Origin of the sequence: Minwuia sp. IMCC3009, assembly GCF_029909415.1 — a bacterium.
In the GTDB taxonomy this organism is placed as follows: Bacteria; Pseudomonadota; Alphaproteobacteria; order Minwuiales; family Minwuiaceae; genus Minwuia.
The window spans coordinates 3,018,632-3,040,789 of the sequence record NZ_CP123781.1 but is presented as its reverse complement, the minus strand read 5'-3'; the positions used below and the strand labels follow the sequence as shown (position 1 = coordinate 3,040,789).

The 22,158-nt window shown below is 66.2% G+C and carries 11 protein-coding genes; 4 read left to right on the top strand and 7 right to left on the bottom strand.

All coding sequences use genetic code 11. The features are described from left to right. Positions 1–73: 73 nt before the first annotated feature. The 3 genes from QGV55_RS14260 to QGV55_RS14250 all read right to left on the bottom strand — a co-directional run bounded on the left by QGV55_RS14260 (position 74) and on the right by QGV55_RS14250 (position 12,445). The gene (locus tag QGV55_RS14260; RefSeq protein ID WP_281016118.1) at positions 74–1,726 is read right to left on the bottom strand and encodes a FumA C-terminus/TtdB family hydratase beta subunit; all 1,653 of its coding nucleotides are present in this window, start codon (positions 1,724–1,726) and stop codon (positions 74–76) included. 125 nt (positions 1,727–1,851) lie between these two features. Beyond that, positions 1,852–2,247 (bottom strand): hypothetical protein, encoded by a 396-nt coding sequence (locus tag QGV55_RS14255; RefSeq protein WP_281016119.1) that lies wholly within the window; start codon positions 2,245–2,247, stop codon positions 1,852–1,854. A 40-nt stretch (positions 2,248–2,287) separates the two neighbouring features. Next, complete coding sequence (locus tag QGV55_RS14250; RefSeq protein ID WP_281016120.1) at positions 2,288–12,445, bottom strand: hypothetical protein; 10,158 nt, start codon at positions 12,443–12,445, stop codon at positions 2,288–2,290. A gap of 464 nt (positions 12,446–12,909) precedes the next feature. Here QGV55_RS14250 and QGV55_RS14245 point away from each other — a divergent pair, with 464 nt between their 5' ends. From QGV55_RS14245 to QGV55_RS14230, 4 genes are all read left to right on the top strand, one after another. Continuing rightward, complete coding sequence (locus QGV55_RS14245; protein ID WP_281016121.1) at positions 12,910–15,780, top strand: peptidoglycan-binding protein; 2,871 nt, start codon at positions 12,910–12,912, stop codon at positions 15,778–15,780. 87 nt (positions 15,781–15,867) lie between these two features. Beyond that, positions 15,868–16,491 carry a hypothetical protein gene (locus QGV55_RS14240; RefSeq protein WP_281016122.1) on the top strand — a complete coding sequence of 208 codons (624 nt, stop codon included), beginning with the start codon at positions 15,868–15,870 and terminating at the stop codon, positions 16,489–16,491. 55 nt (positions 16,492–16,546) lie between these two features. Further along, a complete protein-coding gene (locus QGV55_RS14235; protein WP_281016123.1) occupies positions 16,547–17,464 on the top strand; it encodes a sulfite exporter TauE/SafE family protein in 918 nt (305 codons plus the stop codon). After that, positions 17,464–18,201, top strand: a complete 738-nt coding sequence (locus QGV55_RS14230) for a TIGR02186 family protein (protein ID WP_281016124.1) — start codon at positions 17,464–17,466, stop codon at positions 18,199–18,201. Before QGV55_RS14235 ends, QGV55_RS14230 begins: the two co-directional genes overlap by 1 nt. Positions 18,202–18,235: 34 nt before the next feature. On the opposite strand, the gene QGV55_RS14225 is transcribed toward QGV55_RS14230, so the two are convergent. The 4 genes from QGV55_RS14225 to QGV55_RS14210 are packed head-to-tail and all read right to left on the bottom strand — an operon-like array spanning position 18,236 to position 22,156. Then, the gene (locus QGV55_RS14225) at positions 18,236–18,649 is read right to left on the bottom strand and encodes an iron-sulfur cluster assembly scaffold protein (protein WP_281016125.1); all 414 of its coding nucleotides are present in this window, start codon (positions 18,647–18,649) and stop codon (positions 18,236–18,238) included. Next, positions 18,646–19,866 carry a cysteine desulfurase gene (locus QGV55_RS14220; protein ID WP_281016126.1) on the bottom strand — a complete coding sequence of 407 codons (1,221 nt, stop codon included), beginning with the start codon at positions 19,864–19,866 and terminating at the stop codon, positions 18,646–18,648. Before QGV55_RS14220 ends, QGV55_RS14225 begins: the two co-directional genes overlap by 4 nt. Beyond that, positions 19,866–21,482: a molybdopterin-binding/glycosyltransferase family 2 protein gene (locus tag QGV55_RS14215; protein WP_281016127.1), complete on the bottom strand. Its 1,617-nt coding sequence runs from the start codon at positions 21,480–21,482 to the stop codon at positions 19,866–19,868. Before QGV55_RS14215 ends, QGV55_RS14220 begins: the two co-directional genes overlap by 1 nt. After that, a complete protein-coding gene (locus QGV55_RS14210) occupies positions 21,479–22,156 on the bottom strand; it encodes an XdhC family protein (RefSeq protein ID WP_281016128.1) in 678 nt (225 codons plus the stop codon). Before QGV55_RS14210 ends, QGV55_RS14215 begins: the two co-directional genes overlap by 4 nt. Positions 22,157–22,158 lie beyond the last annotated feature (2 nt).

The following is a 22,158-nucleotide window of genomic DNA, read 5'->3' as shown; positions in this document are numbered from 1 at the left end:
AACCTGGACACCTGCCTTCCCCCTGCGTTGGGGGGAAGGCAGGCCAGGTCCGGTGCGGCCAGTCCGGCGGGTCTTACTTCGCCGTGACGGACGCGTCCATTTCCGGTTCGTGACGGCGGCTGGAGCGATCGAAGAAGTCGTTGCCCTTGTCATCGATGACGACGAAGGCGGGGAAGTCCTTCACCTCGATCTTCCAGACGGCTTCCATGCCCAGTTCAGCGAAGTCCAGCACCTCGACGCTGGTGATCTCGTCACGACCGACACGGGCGGCGGCACCGCCGATGGAACCGAGGTAGAAGCCGCCGTTCTTCTTGCAGCTGTTGACCACCTGCTTGGAACGGTTGCCCTTGGCGACGGAGATCATGGAGCCGCCAAGCTCCTGGAACTCCGCCACATAGGGATCCATGCGGGCGGCGGTTGTCGGTCCGAAAGCGCCGGATGCATAGCCTTCCGGGGTCTTCGCCGGACCGGCGTAGTAGATCGGGTGATCCTTGAAGTAGGCCGGCAGCTCGCCACCCTGGGCCACGCGCTTCGACAGTTCGGCGTGCACGATGTCGCGGGCGACGATCATGGTGCCTGAAAGCAGGATCGGCGTTTCCACCGGCAGCTTGGTCAGGATGTTGCGCAGTTCATCCATCGGCTGGCTGAGGTCGATGCGGACCGCGTTGCTGGCATCCGCCTCCGCCGTCGGCAGGTACTTCGACGGATCACGCTCCAGCGCCTCCATGAACACGCCGTCGCGGGTGATCTTGGCCTTGGCCTGGCGGTCGGCGGAGCAGGAGACGCCGATGCCGATGGGCAGGGACGCACCGTGGCGCGGCAGGCGGATGACCCGCACGTCGTGGCAGAAGTACTTGCCGCCGAATTGCGCGCCGATGCCCAGGTTCTGCGACAGCTTGTGGATCTGCGCCTCCAGCTCGATGTCCCGGAAGGCGCGACCGGTCATGTCGCCGGTGGTCGGCAGCCCGTCGTAGAACTTGCAGCTGCCCATCTTCACGGTCTTCAGCGTCTGCTCGGCGGACATGCCACCGATGACGATGGACAGGTGATAGGGCGGGCAGGCAGCAGTGCCGAGGGTCGGCAGCTTCTCCGCGAAGAACTGCAGCAGGCGGTCCGGATCCAGTACCCGGCGGGTTTCCTGGAACAGGAAGGTCTTGTTGGCCGATCCGCCGCCCTTGGCGATGAACAGGAACTTGTAGGCGTCGCCGCCCACGGCCTCCAGATCGATCTGTGCGGGCAGGTTGGAGCCGGTGTTCTTCTCCTCGAACATCGACAGGGGTGCCATCTGGCTGTAGCGCAGGTTGCGGGTTGCCCAGGTGCGCTGGACGCCGACGGAAAGCGCCTCCGCATCGTCGCCATCGACGATGACCTGCTGACCCTTCTTGCCCACGACGATCGCGGTGCCCGTATCCTGGCAGGAGGGGAACTCCATGGCCGCGGAAATATTCGCGTTCTTCAGCAGTTCCAGCGCCACGAAGCGGTCGTTGTCCGACGCCTCCGGATCGTCGAGGATATTGCGCAACTGCTGCAGGTGCGCAGGCCGGAACAGGTGGCTGATATCGCCGAACGCGGTCTCCGCCAGGTCGCTCAGCACGTTGGGCTGGACCGTGACGAACTCCCGGCTGCCCAGCTTCTCCACCTTGACGCCGTCCACGTCCAGCTGCCGGTACTCGGTTTCATCCTCGCCCAGCGGAAACAGCGGCCCATACCCAATGTCGCTAGCCATCTCAAAGACCCCCTTTGATCACCCCAAAATCATGCAGACGCCAAGCAGAACACAAATCGCCGGGAAATGCAGTATCCGCGCAGGCGAATTCTGTGGCGCTGGCCACAGGCGGTCACACGGACGGTCTAATCCGTGATGACAATCAGGTTGCTGGCCGTCAGGTCGCCGGACCGGGTTCCGGCAACGCGGATGCTGTCGGTGTTGGAGAGGCCGATGAACAGCCCGTGCGGTGTTGACCAGACCCGGCGCGCAACCTTCTCGTAGGTCGGCCAACGCTCCAGGTTGCGCAGGATGATCCGATCCTCCGCCGGGTCGAAACCGGTGATCAGGTCATGGCCGCTGTCAGGACCGAAGATGAATGTATCGGGGCCGAAGCCTGCCTGATGCATGGTCTTGCCCGGCGTGTCGACGTGCTGGCGTACACCGTCCCGCAGCGTGACGGCCGGTTCGGCCATGGCCAGTGGCGGCAGCAGGGCCAGACCAAGTGTGGCGGCGCAAAGCAGACGGGCACCCCTTTGCACGAGGGGTGCCCGCTGGTGTCCTTGTCCTCTGGTCACGGGATCAGAAGATGAAGTCGTCCGTCTCATCCAGTGTCACACCGGCCAGACCCTGCAGGGTGAGGGATTCCGTCCCGCCGCCCGTGATGGTGATGACCAGATTGCCGCCGGAGTCGACGAAGTTCAGATCGCCGAAGCTGATCGACAGGGCAGAGAAGTCGATGACGTCGTCGGTGCCCGCGCCAGCCACGAAGTCCTCGATCACGTCATTGCCGAAGCTCGCGTTGTCGAAGACGAAGAGGTCGTTACCATCCTCACCGGCCAGCGTGTCATTGCCACCCGTGCCACCGTTCAGCGTATCGGCACCGGCATCACCGAAGATGCTGTCGTCACCCAGCCCGCCGAACAGGAGATCGGTACCTTCACCGCCATCCAGCACGTCATTGCCGTCCTGGCCCAGCAGGGTGTCGTCACCGGCCTCGCCGCGCAGGGTGTCGATGCCATTGCCGCCGTCGAGGCTGTCGTTGTCGTCACCACCCAGCAGCGAATCATTGTCGTCGCCGCCGAACAGCACGTCCTGGCCGCCGGCACCGTTCAACTGGTCATCGCCGGTACCGCCGAAGATGGTGTCGAAGCCGACCAGGGTGTCGAGGGACGGATCATCGCCGTTGATGGTGTCGTTGCCTTCATTGCCGAACAGGCTGTCGAAGTTGCCGCCACCCAGGATGAAGTCGTCGCCAAGGCCACCGTTGATGGTGTCATTGTCGAACTGACCGCGCAGCGTGTCGTTGCCGTCGCCACCGTCGATGAGGTCATTGCCCGCGCCACCGAAGACCCTGTCGATGCCGTCACCGGCGGAGATGGTGTCATCGCCGTCACCGGCGCTGATCGTGTCGTTGCCGATTCCGCCATTGATCGTGTCGGCGCCGACATCACCAACCAGGGAGTCGTCTCCGTCACCGCCGTCCAGCGTGTCATCGCCGGAGCCGCCATTCAGGGTGTCGTTCTCCGTCCCGCCTGTCAGCAGGTCGTTGTCCGCGCCGCCGAACAGGGCGTCGGCACCAGCCTGGCCGGAAATGATGTCCGCGCCATTGTTGCCTGTCAGCGAATCCGCGCCGGTCCCGCCGTCGATGGTGTCATTGTCATCACCGCCGGAAATCGTGTCATCGCCGTCGCTGCCGGTCAGCAGGTCGGCACCGGCATCACCGAAGATCAGGTCAGCATCGGTTCCGCCGTCGATCAGGTCGTCGCCCAGGCCGCCTTCCAGCGTGTCGTTCCCGGCATCGCCGATCAGCGTGTCATTGTCGTCGCCGCCGTCGATGGAGTCGGCACCCAGGCCACCGGTGATCGTGTCGCTGCCGGTGCCGCCACTGGCGATGTCATCGCCGTCGCCGGCACTGACGACGTCGTTCCCGGCACCCGCCTGCACCGTGTCATTTCCGGCACCCGCATCGATGTTGTCATTGCCGATCCCGCCGGAGACCGTGTCGGCCCCGTCACCTGCGTTGAGGACGTCATCGCCGTCCCCGCCGCTCAGCGTATCGGCCCCGTCACCGGCCAGGATCGTGTCGTTGCCACCCTGACCGAAGAAGTGGTTGTCCAGCGTGTCTCCGGACAGGAAGTCGCCGAAATCGGAGCCGAGCACACCTTCCATGCTGGTCAGCGTGTCATTCTCCGCCGAACCGCCGGACGCCGTGCCCAGGTCGAGGTCGATGAACACTGCCGAACCGCTGTCGGAATAGTCGGCGCAGTCATCGCCCGCGCCGCCGTTCAGGCTGTCGGCACCCAGGCCGCCCTGCAGCGTGTCGTTGCCGTCGCCGCCGTCCAGCGTGTCGTCACCGTCTCCGGCAACGATGGAGTCATTGCCGTCCAGACCCTGGATGGTGTCCGCGCCACCGGTTCCGTTCAGCGGAATGTCATCGCCCGGCGTGCCGGTGATGACGGTCGGGCCGCCAAAGTCGAAATCGTCCGCGTCCAGTTCGGCGACCAGCACGCCCTGCAGCACCAGCACACCGGCTGCACCCAGGTTGATGGTGGTGTCGGTACCGTCGTCCGTGGCGTTGGCCAGCACGTCGGCGAAGTTGTTCAGCGCCGTGACCGCCTGCACGTCGATGACGTCATCGGTTCCGGCACCGGCCACGAAGCCCTGGATGGTGTCGTTGCCGAAGCCGTCGGCCAGGATGAACAGGTCGTCGTCGCCGCCGCCGTTCATGAAGTCGTCGCCCAGGCCCCCGGTGATGGTGTCGTTGCCCGCACCGCCCTGCAGCGTGTCGGCCCCGTCGCCGCCATCCAGGATGTCGTCGCCATCCTCGCCGATGGCGATGTCGTTGCCGCCGCCGGTGGTGATGGAGTCCGCCCCGGCACCGCCGACAAAGCGGTTGTCCTCGGCGCCGCCGGAGAGCGTGTCGTCTGCGGAGGTGCCGATGGCACCCTCGAAGTTGCTGATGGTATCGTCACCGAACAGCGTGTCTGACGTGTCGAAGGTGACCGGTCCGGTCTCTCCGGAAAGGTCGAGCACATCGAGACCCGCACCGCCGTCCAGGCTGTTCGCCCCGGCACCGCCACTGACGGTATCGGCACCCAGTCCGGCATCGACGGTATCGTCGCCGTCACCGGCCGCGATGGTATCGGCACCACCGGCACCGAACAGCGTATCGCCTGCGGCGCTGCCGATCAGCGTGTCGGCAAGGTCGGAACCGATGACCTGCTCGATCCCCGAAACCGTGTCATTGCCACCGTTGGAAAGGTCGAAGCTGACCCCCGTGACTTCCCCGGCGAAGCTGACCGTGTCGGAACCCGCACCGCCAACCACCGAGTCGGCACCCTGGCCCACGAACAGCAGGTCATTGCCGTCACCGGCGTCCAGCGTGTCATTGCCTGCATTGCCGCCCAGCGTATCGTCGCCGTCACCGGCCAGCACCAGATCGGCACCCTGTCCGCCCAGCAGGCTGTTCGCGCCCGCCGTGCCGATCAGCGTGTCGCTGAAGCTGGAACCGATCAGGTTCTCGACATTCGTGATGATGTCGCCGGCCGCATCGCCACCTGCGGCAGTGCCGAGGTCGAGATTGACGTTCACGGCAGCCGAGGAGCCTTCGTAGGTCGCCGTGTCGTTGCCGGCACCGCCGTCCAGCGTATCGCCACTGGCGCGGCCCTGCAGCAGATCGTCGCCGCCCAGACCGAACAGGGCATTGCCGAATTCGTCGCCGCGCAATGTGTCGTCGAAGTCGGAGCCGATGATGTTCTCGATCTTGTCGAAGAAGTCGCCGGTTGCATCGCCACCCGTGGCTGTGCCCAGGTCGATGTCGACATTCACGCCGGAGGCGGAATTGGCATAGGTGATGGTGTCATCGCCCAGTCCGCCGCGCAGGGTGTCGGCACCTGCGCCACCTTCGAACAGGTCGTTGCCCAGGCCACCGGCCAGGCTGTCGTCGCCGCCCTGGCCGAGCAGCGTGTCATCCTCCGAGCCGCCGAACAGCGTATCGGCGCCCGTGCCACCCTCCATCGAGTCGGCACCCTCGCCACCGTTCAGCAGGTCGTTGTCATTGCCGCCGAACAGCACGTCATTGCCATCATCGCCGATCAGCGTGTCGTTGCCGCTGTTGCCTTCCAGCGTGTCGTCGTGACAGTTGCCGTCAATCGAGTCGGCACCGTCGCCACCAATGACGCTGTCGTCGTCGTTGCCGGCGTTGATCGTGTCGTCGCCCGCACCGCCGTTGATCGTGTCATTGCCGAGGTCGGTGCTGATCGAGTCATTGCCCAGACCGCCATTGACGTCGTCGGCACCAAGCCCGCCAGAGATGGTGTCATCGCCATCCTGACCCAGCAGCGTGTCATTGCCGTCCCCGCCGTCCAGCAGGTCGCCATCGTCGCCGCCGAGGATGGAGTCGTCACCGTCGCCGCCCAGCAGCGTGTCGATGCCTTCGTCACCCTGAAGCACGTCGTTGCCGATACCGGCCACGAGCGAGTCGGCACCCAGGCCACCGGCCAGCGTGTCATTGCCTTCGCCCGCGCTCAGCGTGTCATTGTCGTCGCCACCGTCCAGGCTGTCATTGCCGAGACCGCCGATCAGCGTGTCCTCGCCCGCATTGCCGGTGATCGTGTCGTCGCCCGCATCGCCGAACAGGGCATCAAGACCGTCGCCGCCGGTCAGGTCGTCGGCATCGTCACCGCCACGCAGGGTGTCGTCGCCCGCGTCGCCGCGCAGCGTATCGATGCCTGCGCCGCCGCTGATGCTGTCCGCCCCGATGCCGCCGTCGCCCAGGTCATCGCCGTCGCCGAGCGTCAGCGTGTCATCGCCTTCCTCGCCCCGCAGCGTGTCATTGCCCAGACCACCGTCGAGCAGGTCGTTCTCCGTGCCGCCAAGCACCGAGTCATTGCCGTCGCCACCGAACAGCCGGTCAACGCCTGCGCCGCCGTTCAGATTGTCGTCGTCCGCGCCACCGTCCAGCGTGTCGTCGCCATCCTCACCGGCCAGGGTATCGTTGCCTGCGCCGCCGGAGGCGGTGTCCGCCCCGATGCCGCCGACCAGAAGGTCGTCGCCGTCGCCTGCATCCAGCGTGTCGTCGCCTTCATCGCCCTGCAGGGTGTCGTTGCCCAGACCGCCGATCAGCGTGTCGTTCTCGGTGCCGCCGAACAGACGGTCGGCGTCATCGCCGCCATCCAGCAGGTCGGCACCGGTCGAACCGGAAAGCGTGTCATCGCCTGCACCGCCGGTGACGGTATCGTCACCATCCGCTGCGCTGACATTGTCGTTGCCGTCCAGTGCGTCGATGTTGTTGGCGGAGCTGTTGCCGGTGATGTTGTCGTCGAAATTGGTCGCGATCAGGTTCTCGAAGCCGGCAACCGTGTCGCCGGCGGCGAAACCACCGGACCCGACACCCCCGGCCAGATCCACCGTCACCCCGGCGTCGGAGTTCGAATAGTCGATCAGGTCGATGCCGCCCAGCGCGTTGATGTCATCCGCACCGGCACCCGCGATGACCGTGTCGTCGCCCAGGCCGCCGTTGATGCTGTCCGCACCGGCCCCGTCGATGATCAGGTCGTTGTCTTCGCTGCCGCCCAGCGTGTCGTCGCCGTCGCCGCCTTCAAGCGTGTCGCCGCCCGTACCGCCGATGATGCTGTCCGCACCCAGGCCACCGACCAGGGAGTCGGCCCCGGCGCCGCCGGCCAGCGTGTCATTGCCGTCACCGCCGTCCAGCACGTCGTCGCCGCCCAGGCCTTCCAGCTTGTTGTCGGCGGCGCTGCCCAGCAGGGTATCGCCGAAGCCATTGGTGCCGACCGCGCTCTCGATGGAGATCAGCACGTCGCCGTCGGCGTCGCCGCCGGTGGCAACGCCAAGCCCGATATCGACATTCACGGCCGCGCCGGAACCGCGATAGTCGGCGGAGTCATTGCCGTCGCCGCCATCCAGCACGTCTGCGCCCGCGCCGCCTTCCAGGCTGTCGTCGCCAGCCTGGCCCAGCAGGGTATCCGCAGCCGCACCGGCGGAGATCAGGTCGTTGCCGCCGCCGCCCTGCAGCAGGTTCTCGGTCGCGGAACCGGTGATCTCGTCATCGTCGAAGCCGCCGATGGCATTCTCGATGAAGGCGTAGGTGTCGCCTGCCGCATCGGAAAGCTCGCCGACGCCCGTGGTCAGATTGATGCGCAGGGCACCACCTGCGGCGGAATAGTCCACCGTGTCGGTGCCATTGTTGCCGTTCAGCTGATCCGCACCGGCATCGCCGATGATCAGATCGTCGCCTTCACCACCGGCAATCGTGTCGTCGCCCGCATCGCCGGACAGGGTGTCGGCCCCGTCGCCGCCCCGGACCACGTCGTTCTCCGAACCGCCGAACAGACGGTCGTCGTCGGCGCCGCCGTCGACCAGATCCTCGCCCGACTCGCCGAACAGGGTGTCCGCGCCAGCGCGCCCGAACAGATTGTCGAGGCCATCGCCGCCGAACACCAGGTCCGCGTCCGCGCCGCCGTCCAGGGCGTCGTCGCCCGCGCCACCCGACAGGGTATCGGCGCCATCCTCACCCAGCAGCGAGTCGATGCCCGCATCACCGGTCAGGGAGTCATTGCCCAGGCCACCCAGAATGGTGTCGTTGCCGTCGCCACCGATGCCGCTGTCATCGCCCGCGTCGGTCTTGATCAGGTCGGCGCCCGCGCCGCCGTTGGCCACGTCGGAGCCGGCCCCGCCACGCAGCGTGTCATCGCCGTCATCACCGGCAAGCGTGTCATCATCGTCACCGCCGAACAGCGCGTCGTTGCCCGCCCGGCCCAGCAGGAAGTCATCGCCTGCGCCGCCGCTGAGGGTGTCGTCACCGTCCAGTGCGTTGGCGCCGTCGGCACCGTCCAGCACGTCCGCGCCGTCCGAACCCACCAGGCTGTCATTGCCCAGGCCGCCACGCAGCGTGTCGTCACCCAGTTCGCCGAACAGGCTGTCATCGCCCTCATCGCCGCGGATCGAGTCATTGTCGTCGCCGCCGGAAATCTGGTCGTTGTCGGCCCCGCCGCGCAGATTGTCCGCCCCGGCACCGCCGAAGATCTCGTCGTTGCCGCTGTCGCCGTTTAGGCTGTCGTTGCCACCTTCGCCGAAGATGCGGTCCGCGTCCGCGCCGCCGTTGGCCGAGTCATTGCCGTCGCCACCGAAGATATTGTCGGTCCCGGCATCGCCATTGACCGTGTCATCGCCCGCCTGGCCGAACAGGCGGTCGGTACCTGCACCGCCGAAGATCTGGTCGTTGCCGTCACCGCCGTCTGCCAGGTCGTCGCCGTCGCTGGCCGACAGGGTGTCATTGTCCGCGCCGCCGAACAGGTCATCCTGATCGCCGCTGCCGGAGATGAAGTCGTTGCCAGCCAGACCGAACAGGTCATTGGCCGCATTGGAGCCGGTGATCGTGTCGTCGAAGTTCGACCCGATCACGTTCTCGATATTCAGGTAGATGTCACCCAGAGCATCGCCGGCGGTGCCGTTTCCGGTTCCGAGATCGACACCCACTGCTGCCGTGGAGGCCGCGAAGGTGATGGTGTCGGTCGCCGCGCCGCCATTGATGGAATCCGCGCCCGCGCCGCCGATGATCGTGTCGGCCCCGGCGCCCAGCGCCAGGGTGTCGTCGCCCGCACCATCCGACACCAGGTCCAGCCCGTTGCCTGCCGTGATGCTGTCGTTGCCGTCGCCCGCGACCAGGGTGTCGTTGCCCGTGCCGCCGATCAGCGTGTCATTGCCCGCCCCGGCGTCGATGGAATCGTCGCCCGCCGCGCCATCGAAGTTGTTGTCACCGCCATCGCCGATCAGCGTGTCACCGGCACTGGTGCCGATGGCACCTTCGATGTTGGTCAGCGTGTCGCCGGTCGCGTCGCCACCGGACGCCGTGCCCAGTCCGATATCGACGGTGATGGGGCCGAGCGAGCCGGAATAGTCGGCCACGTCGATACCCGCGCCACCGTCCAGCGAGTCAGCGCCCGCGCCGCCCTTCACCGTGTCCGCACCGTCCCCGCCCAGCAGGGTGTCGTCACCGGCCAGACCGGACAGGCTGTCCGCGCCTGCCCCGGCATCGAGTACGTTGTTGTCCAGGTTGCCCTGGATGATGTCGATACCGCTGGTGCCGATGACATTCTCGACCTTGCGCAGCTGGTCGCCTTCCGCATCGGAGCGGCTGCCCTTGCCGTTGTTCAGGTTGACGGTCACGCCACCGGCAGAGCTGGTGTAGTCCGCCGTATCGATGCCTGCACCACCCGCCATGCGGTCAGCGCCCGCGCCACCCACCAGGGTGTCATTGTCGTCGCCGCCGCGCATGTCGTCATTGCCGGAGCCACCGAAGATGGAGTCCGCGCCCGCATCGGCATTCAGGATGTCATTGCCACCCTGACCGAGCAGCAGATCGTCGCCGCCACCGGCCCGAATGATGTCGGAGGCTGCACCGCCGTCCAGACTGTCGTTGCCAAGGCCGCCTTCGATGATGTCGGAGTCCGCGCCGCCGAAGATGCTGTCGTCGCCGTCGCGGCCCTTCAGGATGTCGCTGCCCACGCCGCCGGAGAGGGAATTCGCGCCATCCTCGCCGTCAATGAAGTCGGCGCCATTGTTGCCGAAGATCGTGTCGTTGCCGGTGCCGCCGACCAGCGTGTCGCCGCCATCGCCACCGTCGATGCTGTCGTCGCCGCCATCGCCCTTGACGGTATCCTTGCCGTCATTGCCGAACAGCCGGTCGTCGTCGGCACCGCCGCGGATCAGGTCGGAGTCATCGAAGCCACGGATGGTATCCGCACCGTCGCCGCCGAAGATCCGGTCGCGCCCGCCATCGCCATGGGCCGAGTCATCGCCGGTACCGCCGAAGATCGTGTCCTCGCCGGAGCCGCCCTCCAGACTGTCATTGTCCTCGTCACCCGAAATCAGGTCGTCGGCCGATCCGCCGCGCAGCGTGTCATTGCCGAAGCCGCCCTCCAGCGTGTCAGCCGCGCCGCCTGGGACCGTCTCGGCCCCGGAATCGCCGATGATCGAGTCATCGCCCAGGCCACCGAACAGCTGATCGAAGTCCTCGTTGCCCGTGATCGTGTCGGCGCCGTCGCCGCCGAAGATGCGGTCGTTGCCTTCCTCGCCCGACAGGTCGTCGTTGCCGGCATTGCCCTCGATCGAGTCCGCGCCGATGTTGCCGCGTACCGTGTCCGCGCCCTCACCACCGGTAATGGTGTCGAGGCCGGAGCCACCTTCGATCAGGTCATTGTTCAGGCCGCCGTTGATGATGTCGTCGCCGGTCTCGCCACGCAGGGTGTCGTCGCCGTCCTGTCCCTGGATGGTGTCGTTGCCGACGCCGCCCTGGATGGTGTCACCGCCGGTGCCGCCTTCGATGGAGTCGGCGCCGCTGCCACCCCGAATGGTATCCGCGCCGTCGTTGCCGAACAGGGTGTCGTCATCCGCCTGTCCGTTGATCTCGTCATCGCCGAGGCCGCCGGTCGCGAAGTCCGCGCCCGCGCCACCGTCGATCCGGTCGTTGCCCGCGTTGCCGTCCAGCAGATCGTTGCCGTCGCCACCATTGACCGTGTCCTGGTCGGTGCCGCCGACGATCGTGTCGTCGCCATCGTCACCGAACAGGCGGTTCGCACCGCTGGAGGCCGTGACGACGTCATTGCCGCGACCGCCCTGAACCTCGTCATCGCCGGCACCTGCAATCAGGGTGTCGTCGCCGCCGACTGCATCGCTGTTCAGGTCACCGCGCAGCGTGTCATTGCCATCGCCGCCGTCCAGCAGGTCGCTGCCCTGGCCGCCGAACAACTGGTCGTTGCCCGCATCGCCAAAGACGATGTCATTGCCCGCGTCGGCACGCACGGTGTCATTGTCGTCACCGCCGGAAATCTGGTCGGCACCATCGCCGCCGACGATCACGTCGCTGCCCGCGTCACCGCTGATGGTGTCGTCACCGGCATCGCCGAGAATCTTGTCGAACGCGTCACCACCGGAGATCAGGTCGCCGTCACCGCCACCGATCAGGCTGTCCTGTCCGGCACCACCCTCCAGGGTATCGGTGCCGCTGCCACCGGCCAGCGTGTCGTTCCCCAGGTCGCCGGTCAGCGAATCCGCGCCGCCTTCACCTGCCAGGGAATCATTGCCATCGCCGCCTACGACGGTGTCATTGCCTTCCTTGGCGAAGACGGTGTCATTGCCGGCACCGCCGTCCACATTGTCGTTGCCGCTGCCTGCGTGGATGAAGTCATCGCCATCTCCGCCGGTGACGCTGTCATCACCCGTGTCGGCGAAGATCGTGTCGTCGCCCGCGCCGCCATCGACCGTGTCGTTGCCGCCGTCCGTCTCGAAGCGGTTGTTGGTCGCATCGCCGGTAATGACGTCATCGCCACTGCCGGACCGCAGTTCCTGCACCGCGATCAGGGAATCAGTGCCGAACTGGGAAGTGACCGTGCCGCTGTTGAGGTCCGCCAGGACGGCATCGGTCGCATTGGTATAGTCGGCTTCGTCGCGGCCTGCGCCACCCGCAAAGGTGTCGTCACCGAGTCCGCCACGGAACGTGTCGTCCCCCTCGTTGCCGAAAAGGGAGTCTGCCCCGTCGCCACCGTTCAGTGAATCATTGCCAAGGCCACCGAGCAGGGTGTCATCCCCGTCCAGGCCTGCAATCGTATCATCCGTCGTCGTGCCGGTAAGCGAGTCGGGGTTGTTGGTCCCGACAATCTCGGCGAATCTCACATTGGAGACAGCCGTAGCCTTGAGCAGTTCAACCAGAAGCGACATTCAGGACCTCCAAAGTCCGACTTCTTGCTGACCGCAGCATTCCTTGTTTTTGCTCTTAACGACCAGAATTAGCACAATCTTTACGAAAATGCCAAGCGTTGCATAGGCACGATCTGTCACAGTCCCGACGAATGACCGATATGTCGCGCGCCAGGCGAAACGGACGGTCGACGCGACAACCTGAGACGTATGTGCCGCCGACCTGCACCAACCCGGACGCAAGCCCTGGAACGGGCAGGCCGGAGCCGGTCCGTTGACCGGTACACCCTGCGAGACCAGCCGTACCAAGGCTGTCCCGATTTCAATTCGGCCCTACCGGTCCCTGGTCATACGTCTTGCAGGGACCTTTGACTTTGGCGAAAATTCGGCCCTACTTGTCGGTCAGGTAGTACGAATCAGGCAAGCATGCTTCACCGTGATGCGGGAATGTCCTTGCCTGTGAACAGGTTCGGGAAGCGATTGCCATGAAGCCGGGAGCACCGTGGAGCATCAAGGGCGTCGACGGCGACGCGCGTGAGGTGGCCAAGGCCAAGGCCAGGGCGGCGGACATGACGCTGGGCCAATGGCTCAATCGTGCCATTGCGGAGGCGGACAGGCCACAGGCCGCCGCGCCTGCACCAGCCCAGCCGCAGGGATCCTCGCTGGATACCGCACGGCTGATGCGCGCCATTTCGGAGGTGGCGCGAAGGGTCGATCAGGTGCGAGACAATCCGTCGGCACCTGCGGACTCTTCGCAACTCGAGGCGGCCATCGACAGCATCGGCCGGCGGCTGGCCGGGCTGGAACGTTCGCTCGCTGCAACCTCCGACATGTCAGGCATTGTCGAGAAGATCGATGCTGTGAACGGGCGGCTCGAAGCCATGGAGTCCGCGCGCGGTCAGTCGGCACCGCCACCTGACCTCACGGAGGGTCTGGCCCCCCTGAAGGCTGACATGCAGCGCATGATGAACGGCATGCTCAACCTGGCGCGGAAGATCGATGCGGTTGATCAGCGGGCGGAGGAAAGGCTGGTTCCCCTGCGGGAGGAACTGGCGGCGCGCGCGACGGATATCGCGCCGACCGCGGAACCGGCGCCGGAAGACCCGAGGCTCGACCTGTTGCGCGACGATATCCAGGAACTTCGGCAGGCTGTCGAGGCGCGGCCCGACGTGCCGCGGGAAGCCGCTCCGGACATTGGCGGCGCGGTCGCCGCAGCGCTGGCACCCGTACTGGCCAAGCTGTCGGATCTGGAACGGCAGTTCGAGCAGGCGCAGAAGACACCGGTTCCGCCAGCGCCGGAACCGGTCTCCGTCACTGCTCCGGTACCCGAGCCGGAACCGGAGCCCGAGCCGGAACCGGAGCCCGAACAGAGTGAACAGCCTGCTGAAGGGATTGCTGCACCAGCGGGACCTTCGGACGCGGAATCCGCCGATGTTCGGGATGAACCGGAGACCGGGGATGGAGGAGACCTCGACGATGACGATGCGCCGATGCAGCGCCCTGCGCCGGGCGCCATTCAGGCACTGCACGATCTGACGGCGAACCGTCAGTCTGTCAGTCGCCGTGTCGAGCCGATCCTGCGAGACCTGCCGACCGAGAATACCGGTGACCTTGACGATGACGACAGGCCTGACTTCAGCATGGCACGCGGCGCGTCGGAAGAGGAACTGCGCGGGGAAGAAGCTTCCCCGGAATCCGAGGCGCCAGCGGCGGCGCCCGTGACGCAGGACGAGACGGGGGCCTTCGCCGCCTTCAATGAGGACACCGAGCCCGGCCCGCCGGATGATGCCACCGTGATGGCACCGGAGCCGCGCGCGTCAGAGGTTTCCGGCGCGGATGCGGATGATTCCGATGCCGATATTCCCGCCGCTGCCGCGCCACCGGATCGGCCAAGGCGTATCGTGCCCGTGGAAAGCCTGCTTGCGGGCGGCGACGGCGCAGACCCGCAGGTCGCGCCCCGGGATTCAGGCCCAGAGATCGAGACCGGGCACCCCGAATCCGCGACGGCGGCGGCTTCCCCGTTGGAGCGGCCAGCCGCAGGCATGGCCGCGTCCGGACCCATGGCGGCGGGTCATGTCATGCCAGATCAGCCCCGCCGCAGCCGCCGTGGTGCCGGCTATCTGGTAATTGCCCTGATCTTTCTGGCAATTCTCGTGGGTGGCTTCTTCGTCATCGGTGACCCGCGTTTCAATGACTGGGTGACGCAGGGACGTCAGGCCATTGCAACACTGACCGACATGGTGCCTGTTGGTGATGAGGAGCCATCGGTCGTGTCGGAAGGGGCATCGGAGTCTGATGCAGCCGAACCGCCTGCGGTATCGAGCGCACCGGCGGCGATCACACCCCCGACCGAACCGGCACCGGAACGCTCCGCACCTCTGGCGTCCGAGGCTGTGGAAGCAGCGCCGTCACCTGCGCCGAGCGCACCGTCGGAGCCGGAGGCGTCCCCGGCGCCTGAGCAGGTTGCTGCGGCGCCTGCGGCGGTTTCTGCCCCGCCCGCCCCTGCAGCACCGGCATCGACGGGGGATGATCTCGCGGCCCTGCAGGCCCGCGCGGACGCCGGAGATGCCGCGGCGCAGTTCGAGCTTGGCGTGCGCTACAGGGATGGCAACGGCGTCGGTGTCAGCTATGCGGAAGCGGCCCAGTGGTTCCAGCGGGCGGCGGAACAGGGAAATGTCCCGGCACAGGTCGATCTCGGCATCTTCTACCGCCAGGGGGTGGGCGTCGCGAAGGATGTGGATTTGGCGAAAGTCTGGTTCCACGCGGCTGCCCGCGCCGGTCATCCGGAGGCACAGAACTTCCTTGGCCAGGTCTATGTCGGCGAGGAGCAGGATCGTCCTGACTACTTCCAGGCAGCCCGCTGGTTCCGCGAAGCGGCCGAGCAGGGAGTACTGGACGCGCAGTACAATCTGGCCTCGCTCTACATGGGCGGACTGGGCGTTCCGCGAGACGACGCGCAGGCCTACTTCTGGTTTGGCGTTGCTGCGGGGCAGGGGGACAAGGATGCGGCCGGCAATCAGGAGAATGTCGCCGCCCTGATTTCCCCGGCTGAACGGGCCGAACAGGACCAGCGGATCTCGGCCTTCAGGCCGGTGAAGCAGTTCAGGCCCGCCGCGGACCAGGCAGGATCAACCGCCGCACCGCCGGCGCCCGCTTCGGGCGAAATCCGCCGCCGCGACCAGATCCGTCTGATTCAGCGGTTGCTGATCGCCCGTGGCTATGATCCGGGAGAGCCGGACGGGCTGCCGGGCGAACAGACCAGGGAAGCCATTCGCCAGTTCGAGACCGACAATGCGATGCAGGTCACCGGCAAGATCACGGAGAGAGTCCTTCAGGCGCTTCAATCCGGCGGATAATGTCCTGAGTCCCGTGGATTCCTTGCCGATTCAGTCCGACTGTGGGCAGACTGACCAAATCATGTCCGATGAGCCCTGAAGCGCAAAATGTCATCAGAAACCCCCTGGAGCGTTCGTGGAGTCGAGCCCGAGACGCGTGAGGCTGCCAAGGTTGCCGCACGACGGGCCGGACTGACGCTCGGCCAGTGGCTCAACCGGACGATCCGGAATGCGGTTGCCGAGCAGCTTGGGACGCGGGAAGCCGCTGCCGACACTGGACAGTTGCCCGCCCTGGCCAACGAAGTGCTGCTTTCGGCAATTCAGGAACAGCTCGACGCGCAGCGCGCGGCACTTGAAGCCACGTTCCAGCAGGCGCGGCCTGCCAGCGAGAATGTCGAGACGACACATCTACGCGAAGTGCAAGAGGCACCGACGGAGCTGAGCACGCGGCTGCAGGGAGAACTGGACGAGATCAAGTTGCTCATCCATGACTACCTCGGGCTGCTGTTGCCGGTGGCGGAGCCGGTGCAGGAACTTTCAAGGCAATTGCAGGATATCGGCAGCCTGTCGCAGGATGTGCGCCGCGCTGCCGATGCGGCGGAGAAGGCGGCGGCCTCGGTACTGCCGCTGGAACGTGCCGTGATGCGAATGAGCGGTGAATACAGGACGGAAGAGGCGGGCCAAGCGCATGAGCGCCGTGGTGGTGGGCTGGGAAAACTGTTCGGCAACTGAGGCGTGGTATCGGCAGTTTGTCGGTATGCGGCTTGTGACAGGCTAGGCGCGCCCGGTGCAGATCTATCTCCCCATCGCCGAGATGCCCGTGAACATCCTGCTGCTGATCGGCATGGGTGCGGGAATCGGGTTCCTGTCAGGCATCTTCGGCGTTGGCGGCGGCTTCCTGATGACGCCACTGCTGATCTTCATGGGCATCCCGGCCGCCGTCGCCGTAGCCACCCAGGCCAACCAGATCGTCGCCGCCAGTGTCTCCGGGGCCATCGGTCACTGGCGACGCAAGAACGTCGATATCCAGATGGGGCTGGTGCTGCTGGCCGGGGGCCTTGTCGGATCCTTCTTCGGCAGTCTGATCTTTGCCTGGATGAAGAGTCTGGGTCAGATCGATCTGATGATCCGTCTTTCCTACGTGGTCTTCCTGGGCATCATCGGTTCGCTGATGTTCGTCGAGAGCACACGGGCGCTGCTGCGCCAGCGGCGTGGCGCGCCGCGGCGGCGCATGCGACAGCACTACTGGGTGCATGGCCTGCCGTTCAAGATGCGTTTCCGCCGCTCCAAGCTCTATATCAGCGCGCTGCCGCCACTCGGTGTCGGCTTCGTCGTCGGACTGCTGGCCGCGATCATGGGCGTGGGGGGCGGCTTCGTCATGGTGCCCGCCATGATCTACCTGCTGGGCATGCCCACGGCGGTCGTGGTTGGCACTTCCCTGTTCCAGATCACGTTCGTCACCGCCGCCGTGACCATCATGCACTCGATCAATACCCAGACGGTGGATGTGCTGCTGGCGCTGCTGCTGCTGCCCGGATCGGTCATCGGGGCACAGATCGGTTCGCGTGTCGGCGTCAATCTGAAGGCGGAACAGTTGCGCGCCCTGCTGGCCACGATGGTGCTGGGTGTCTGCATCAAGCTGGGCATCGACCTGTTCCTGACCCCGGATGATCTCTACAGCCTGTCGATCAGCAGGTCCGGGTGATGCGGCAACTGCTGATTGCCATTTCCGTGTTTCTGGCCAGCAGCGCACCGGCGCATGCGGATGCGACACTGGTCAGCGACATCTCCTCCCACCGGATCGGCATCACCTCCAGTTACACCGGTACCGAACTGCTGCTGTTCGGAGCGCTGGGCGGCGGCGGCGGCGATGTCGTGATTGTCGTGCGTGGACCGGATCAGGATCTGACCGTCCGGCGCAAGGAAAGTGTGGGTGGCGTCTGGCTCAATACGGATGCCGTCAGCTACAGCGGTGTGCCGGGCTTCTACGCCATTGCCTCCAACCGACCCCTGTCGGAGATCGCCAGCGAGCGCATCCTGCGACGCAACGGGATCGGCATCAGCAGCCTGAAGTTCACCGGCGAGACATCGACGCCGGAAACGAGCGACCTGTTCGCCGAAGCGATTCGCCGCCGCAGGCTGGCGAACGGTCTCTACCGTTCCGATGAAGGGGCGGTCTCCGTCATCTATGACCGGTTGTTCCGCGCCACGATCCCGTTTCCGGCCAATGTGCCTGTCGGCAACTACAACGCCCAGATCTACCTGTTTCAGGACGGCCAGGTGGTGGTCGGTGAAACCAAGCCGATCATCATCGACAAGTCGGGCATCGAACGGGCGGTCTTCATCTTTTCCCGTCGCCAGCCGGCGCTCTACGGCATCTGCGCCGTCATAGTCGCCTGTCTGGCAGGATGGGGTGCGGCACAGTTCTTCCGCAAGCGCTGAAGCCGTCTCATGACGGCCCGGGGACCTGTATGGCTCAATCGCTGATCGTGGCTGAAACGGCGTCCTGAATGGCCTGATAGGGCAGCAATACGCAGTGATGACGGCTGATGTGGGCCCTTACGGCTTCAAATTCACTGTAATCGTCAGGCGCATCCGACTCGCTCTTCAGGAATGCGCGGATCGCTTCGCGCTGGTCGGACAGATCGTCCAACGTGCGTCCGACAGCGGTTTCACCAACGATCGAGGCGGAGGCCTGACACACCAGACAGGCCCGGATCTCGTAGCCGAGCGCAACGATCCGGTCCCCGTCCAGTTTCAGGTCCATCGTGATGCGGTCACCGCACATGGGGTTGTGTGTGGTCGCCGTCGCGTCCGGGGCGTCGAGCCGTCCGGCCCCGCTGGCCCGCCCGGCGAGTTTCAGGAACGCCGTCTGATAGATCTCGCTCACAGCAATGCCCTCACCTGTTCCAGCCCGTGCAGCAGGGCGCGAATGTCATCGGCATCATTGTAGAGCGCGAGGGAGGCGCGGACGGTGCCCGCAATGTCGCGGCTGTCCATGAAGGGTTGGGCGCAGTGGTGGCCGCCGCGTACGGCGACCCCGTGACTGTCCAGAATCTGGGCCACGTCATGCGGATGCAGCGGGTCCATGGTGAAGGAGATCACGGGCAGGCGCGCCTGTGACCCGGTGGGGCCGATGACGCTGACCCCCTTCATGGCCGAAAGTCCGTCGATGGCCTGTCCGGTCAGGGTCGCCAGATGCGCCTCCGCCCCCGCAAGGTCCTGGCCCGTCAGCCAGTCCGCTGCCGCTGCCATGCCGATGGCAGGGGTGATGGGCGGTGTACCGGCCTCGAACCGCATGGGTGGCTCCGCATAGCGGGTCCGGTCCAGCGATACATGGGCGATCATCTCGCCGCCGCCCATGAACGGGGGCATGTCCGCCAGCAGGTCAGTCCGGCCCCAGAGCACGCCGACGCCGTTCGGTCCGAACATCTTGTGGCCAGAGAAGCAATAGAAGCCGACCCCGAGCGCGGTGACGTCGAGCGGCCCGTGCGGCACCATCTGGGCGCCATCCAGCAATACCTCCGCACCGACCGACCCAGCAGCCTCCACCACGCGGGCGACGTCGGTCACCGCACCGGTGACGTTTGCGACGTGGGTCAGCGCGATCAGGCGTGTGCGCGGTGTGACCAGATCCTCCAGCCGGTCCAGGTCGATGCGGCCATCCTCCGTCGCGGGCAGGGCTTTCAGCACGATGCCGCTGCGGTCCCGCAGCATCTGCCAGGGCACGATGTTGGAATGGTGCTCCAGGACGGAGACCAGCACTTCGTCCCCCGCCTGCAGCCGTGCGCCGAAACAATGGGCGACGAGGTTGATGGCTGCCGTGGTGCCGGATGTGAAGATGATTTCCTCCGCCGCCGCACCGACAAAGCGCGCCATGGTCTGGCGCGCACCCTCGTAGGCACGGGTCGCGGCCTCCGCCAGCCGGTGAACCGACCGGTGCACATTGGATCGTGCCGTTGTTTCATGGGCCTGTATCGCGGCCAGCACCGCGTCAGGCATCTGCGCCGTCGCGCCATTGTCGAGGTAGTGCAGTGACGGCATCCCGTCAGCCGCATGGTTCAGGATCGGAAACTGCGCCCGGACGGCTGAAACATCGAAAGCCATCAGTCCCTTATCCTCGCCAACGCCTCGGGCGTGTCGACATCCATGAAGATGGAGTCATCGTCCACCGCTATCTCCGCTACCAGATCCTCGTGCTGGCCGATGAGGTGGCGCGCGCCGGTGTCGCCTGCAACATCGCGGATCGCGGCGAAGAAGCGCCGGTCGAACAGCACCGGGTTGCCGCGCTTGCCGTGCCGGGTCGGGATGACGATGGCGCGGCCCTCCACCGGGTTGAAGGCGGCGATCATGCGGTCCAGCAGGGCGGAGGTGACGCGGGGCATGTCGCCGAGGCAGACCAGCGCCCCGTCACAGCCTTCCGGTACAGCGGCGATCCCTGTCGCCAGCGATGTGCTCAGTCCCTCCGCAAAGCGCGGATTGTGCGTGACGGTCACCGGCCGCTGGTCGCCGAGAGCTGCCGTGACCTGATCCGGCTCATGCCCGGTGACGACGATCAGCGGTGTCGCGGCACTGGCCTCCACCGCCTCGATGGCATGCAGCAGCATGGGCTTGCCGCCCACGTCGGCCAGCAGCTTGTTGTCCGCGCCCATGCGGCGTGACTGCCCTGCCGCGAGCACGATGCCGGCCACGCGTGGCATTCTCTGTGCGCCTGAGTTCATGTCGGTCTTTCCGTCCCTGGGCGCACCGCGTTGCACCGTGTCCATCAGCAGGCCGCCGACACCCATCCCCATGATCGCCGCGGCATCCACGTCCTGTCCGGCGAGCAGGCGGTTGAGTACCCAGTCGAAACCATTCGGTTTCGGGCTGCGGGCGCAGCCGGGCGCGCCGATCACCGGCACCCCCTGCAGGTCGCCGATCAGCATCAGATTGCCCGGATCGACGGGCATGCCGTAGTGACGGATCATGCCGCCTGCCGCGACGATCCCGGCGGGAATCACATCCCGGCGGTCGGTAATGGCGGAGGCGGCGAAGATCACGATGGGGTTGTTGCCGCGCGCATGCTGACGCCGGATGGTGTCGGCCAGCGCATCCTCGTGATGGTCGACGGTCTCGACGTCGCCCACCGAACTGCCCACGCGGCGCAGGCGCAGGTCCATCACCTCGGCGGCCTTGGCGATCACGGACGGCTTGGTTTCAGGCAGGCGGGTGGCGATGACGCCGACCCTGTGCGGCGTGAAGGCGGCGAGGGCGACGGCCCCCTGTGCCCGTCCGACGACCGCCGCAACGGTTTCAGCCGGAACCGCGAAGGGAATGATCTTGATGGTGGCCAGCATCTGCCCGGCCTCCACGGTTGCCCAGGGTTCGACCGTGGCAATGGTGATGCTCTCGTGCACCGCATTCATCGCGTTGATCACCTCGCGGTCGATCAGCACGACCCCCGCCGCCTCCGCATAGATGTTGCAGCGGCCCGTGAAGGGGGCATTGGTGCGGGTGCCGTCCCCTGCACTGGCGGTCGCCACCTGCTCCGCCGCCAGATCCTCGGCAATGTCATCCGGCCCGGCATGGGCGGCGAGCACGCTGGTTGTCCCCTTGTCGCGCAACCACGCGATGTCAGCGGCAGTCAGCGCGTGGCCCTTCTTGTGGCGCCGCCCGTCGATGGTCAGGCCATGGGCAAGCCAGGCACCCAGTGCCTCATCCAGCGGCAGGCGGCCGAAGATCACGCCGCGGCTCCACGCAGTGCGGCGGTGACCTGTCCCATGATGGAGACGGCGATCTCCGCGGGCGACTTCGCGCCGATGTTCAGGCCCACCGGTCCATGGATGCGGCTGTGGTTGCTCTCGTCGAAACCGGCTGTTTCGAGCCGCTGGATCCGCTTCGCGTGGGTGCCTCGCGACCCGAGGGAGCCAATGTAGAACGCATCCGACGCCAGGGCGGCCTGCAGGGCAGGGTCGTCCAGTTTCGGGTCATGTGTCAGGGTGACGATGGCGGTGCGGTGGTCGGGTTTCAGCTCCGCCAGCGCCTCGTCGGGCCAGGCGTCCATGATGCGGATATCGGGGAACCGTTCCGGCGTGGCCCAGGCCTGGCGCGGATCGACGATGGTCACGTCATAGCCGGTCATCGCCGCCATGGGGGCCAGTGCCTGCGCGATATGCACCGCACCGACGATGATCATCCGAAGCGGCGGATTGAAGACGTTCAGGAACACGTCGCCGTCCGCAGTCTCGACCGTGCGGGGCTTGTCGGACTGGATCGCCAGTGCCGCCTCTGCGGCCAGCGGGTCATTGTCACCGGGATGGATCAGGCGCTGGTCGCCGCTGGCCAGATGGGTGGCAACGACAACGGTGCGCTGTGCCGCGCGGTCAGCCAGCAACTGGTCGAGAAGTTTACGTTTCATGG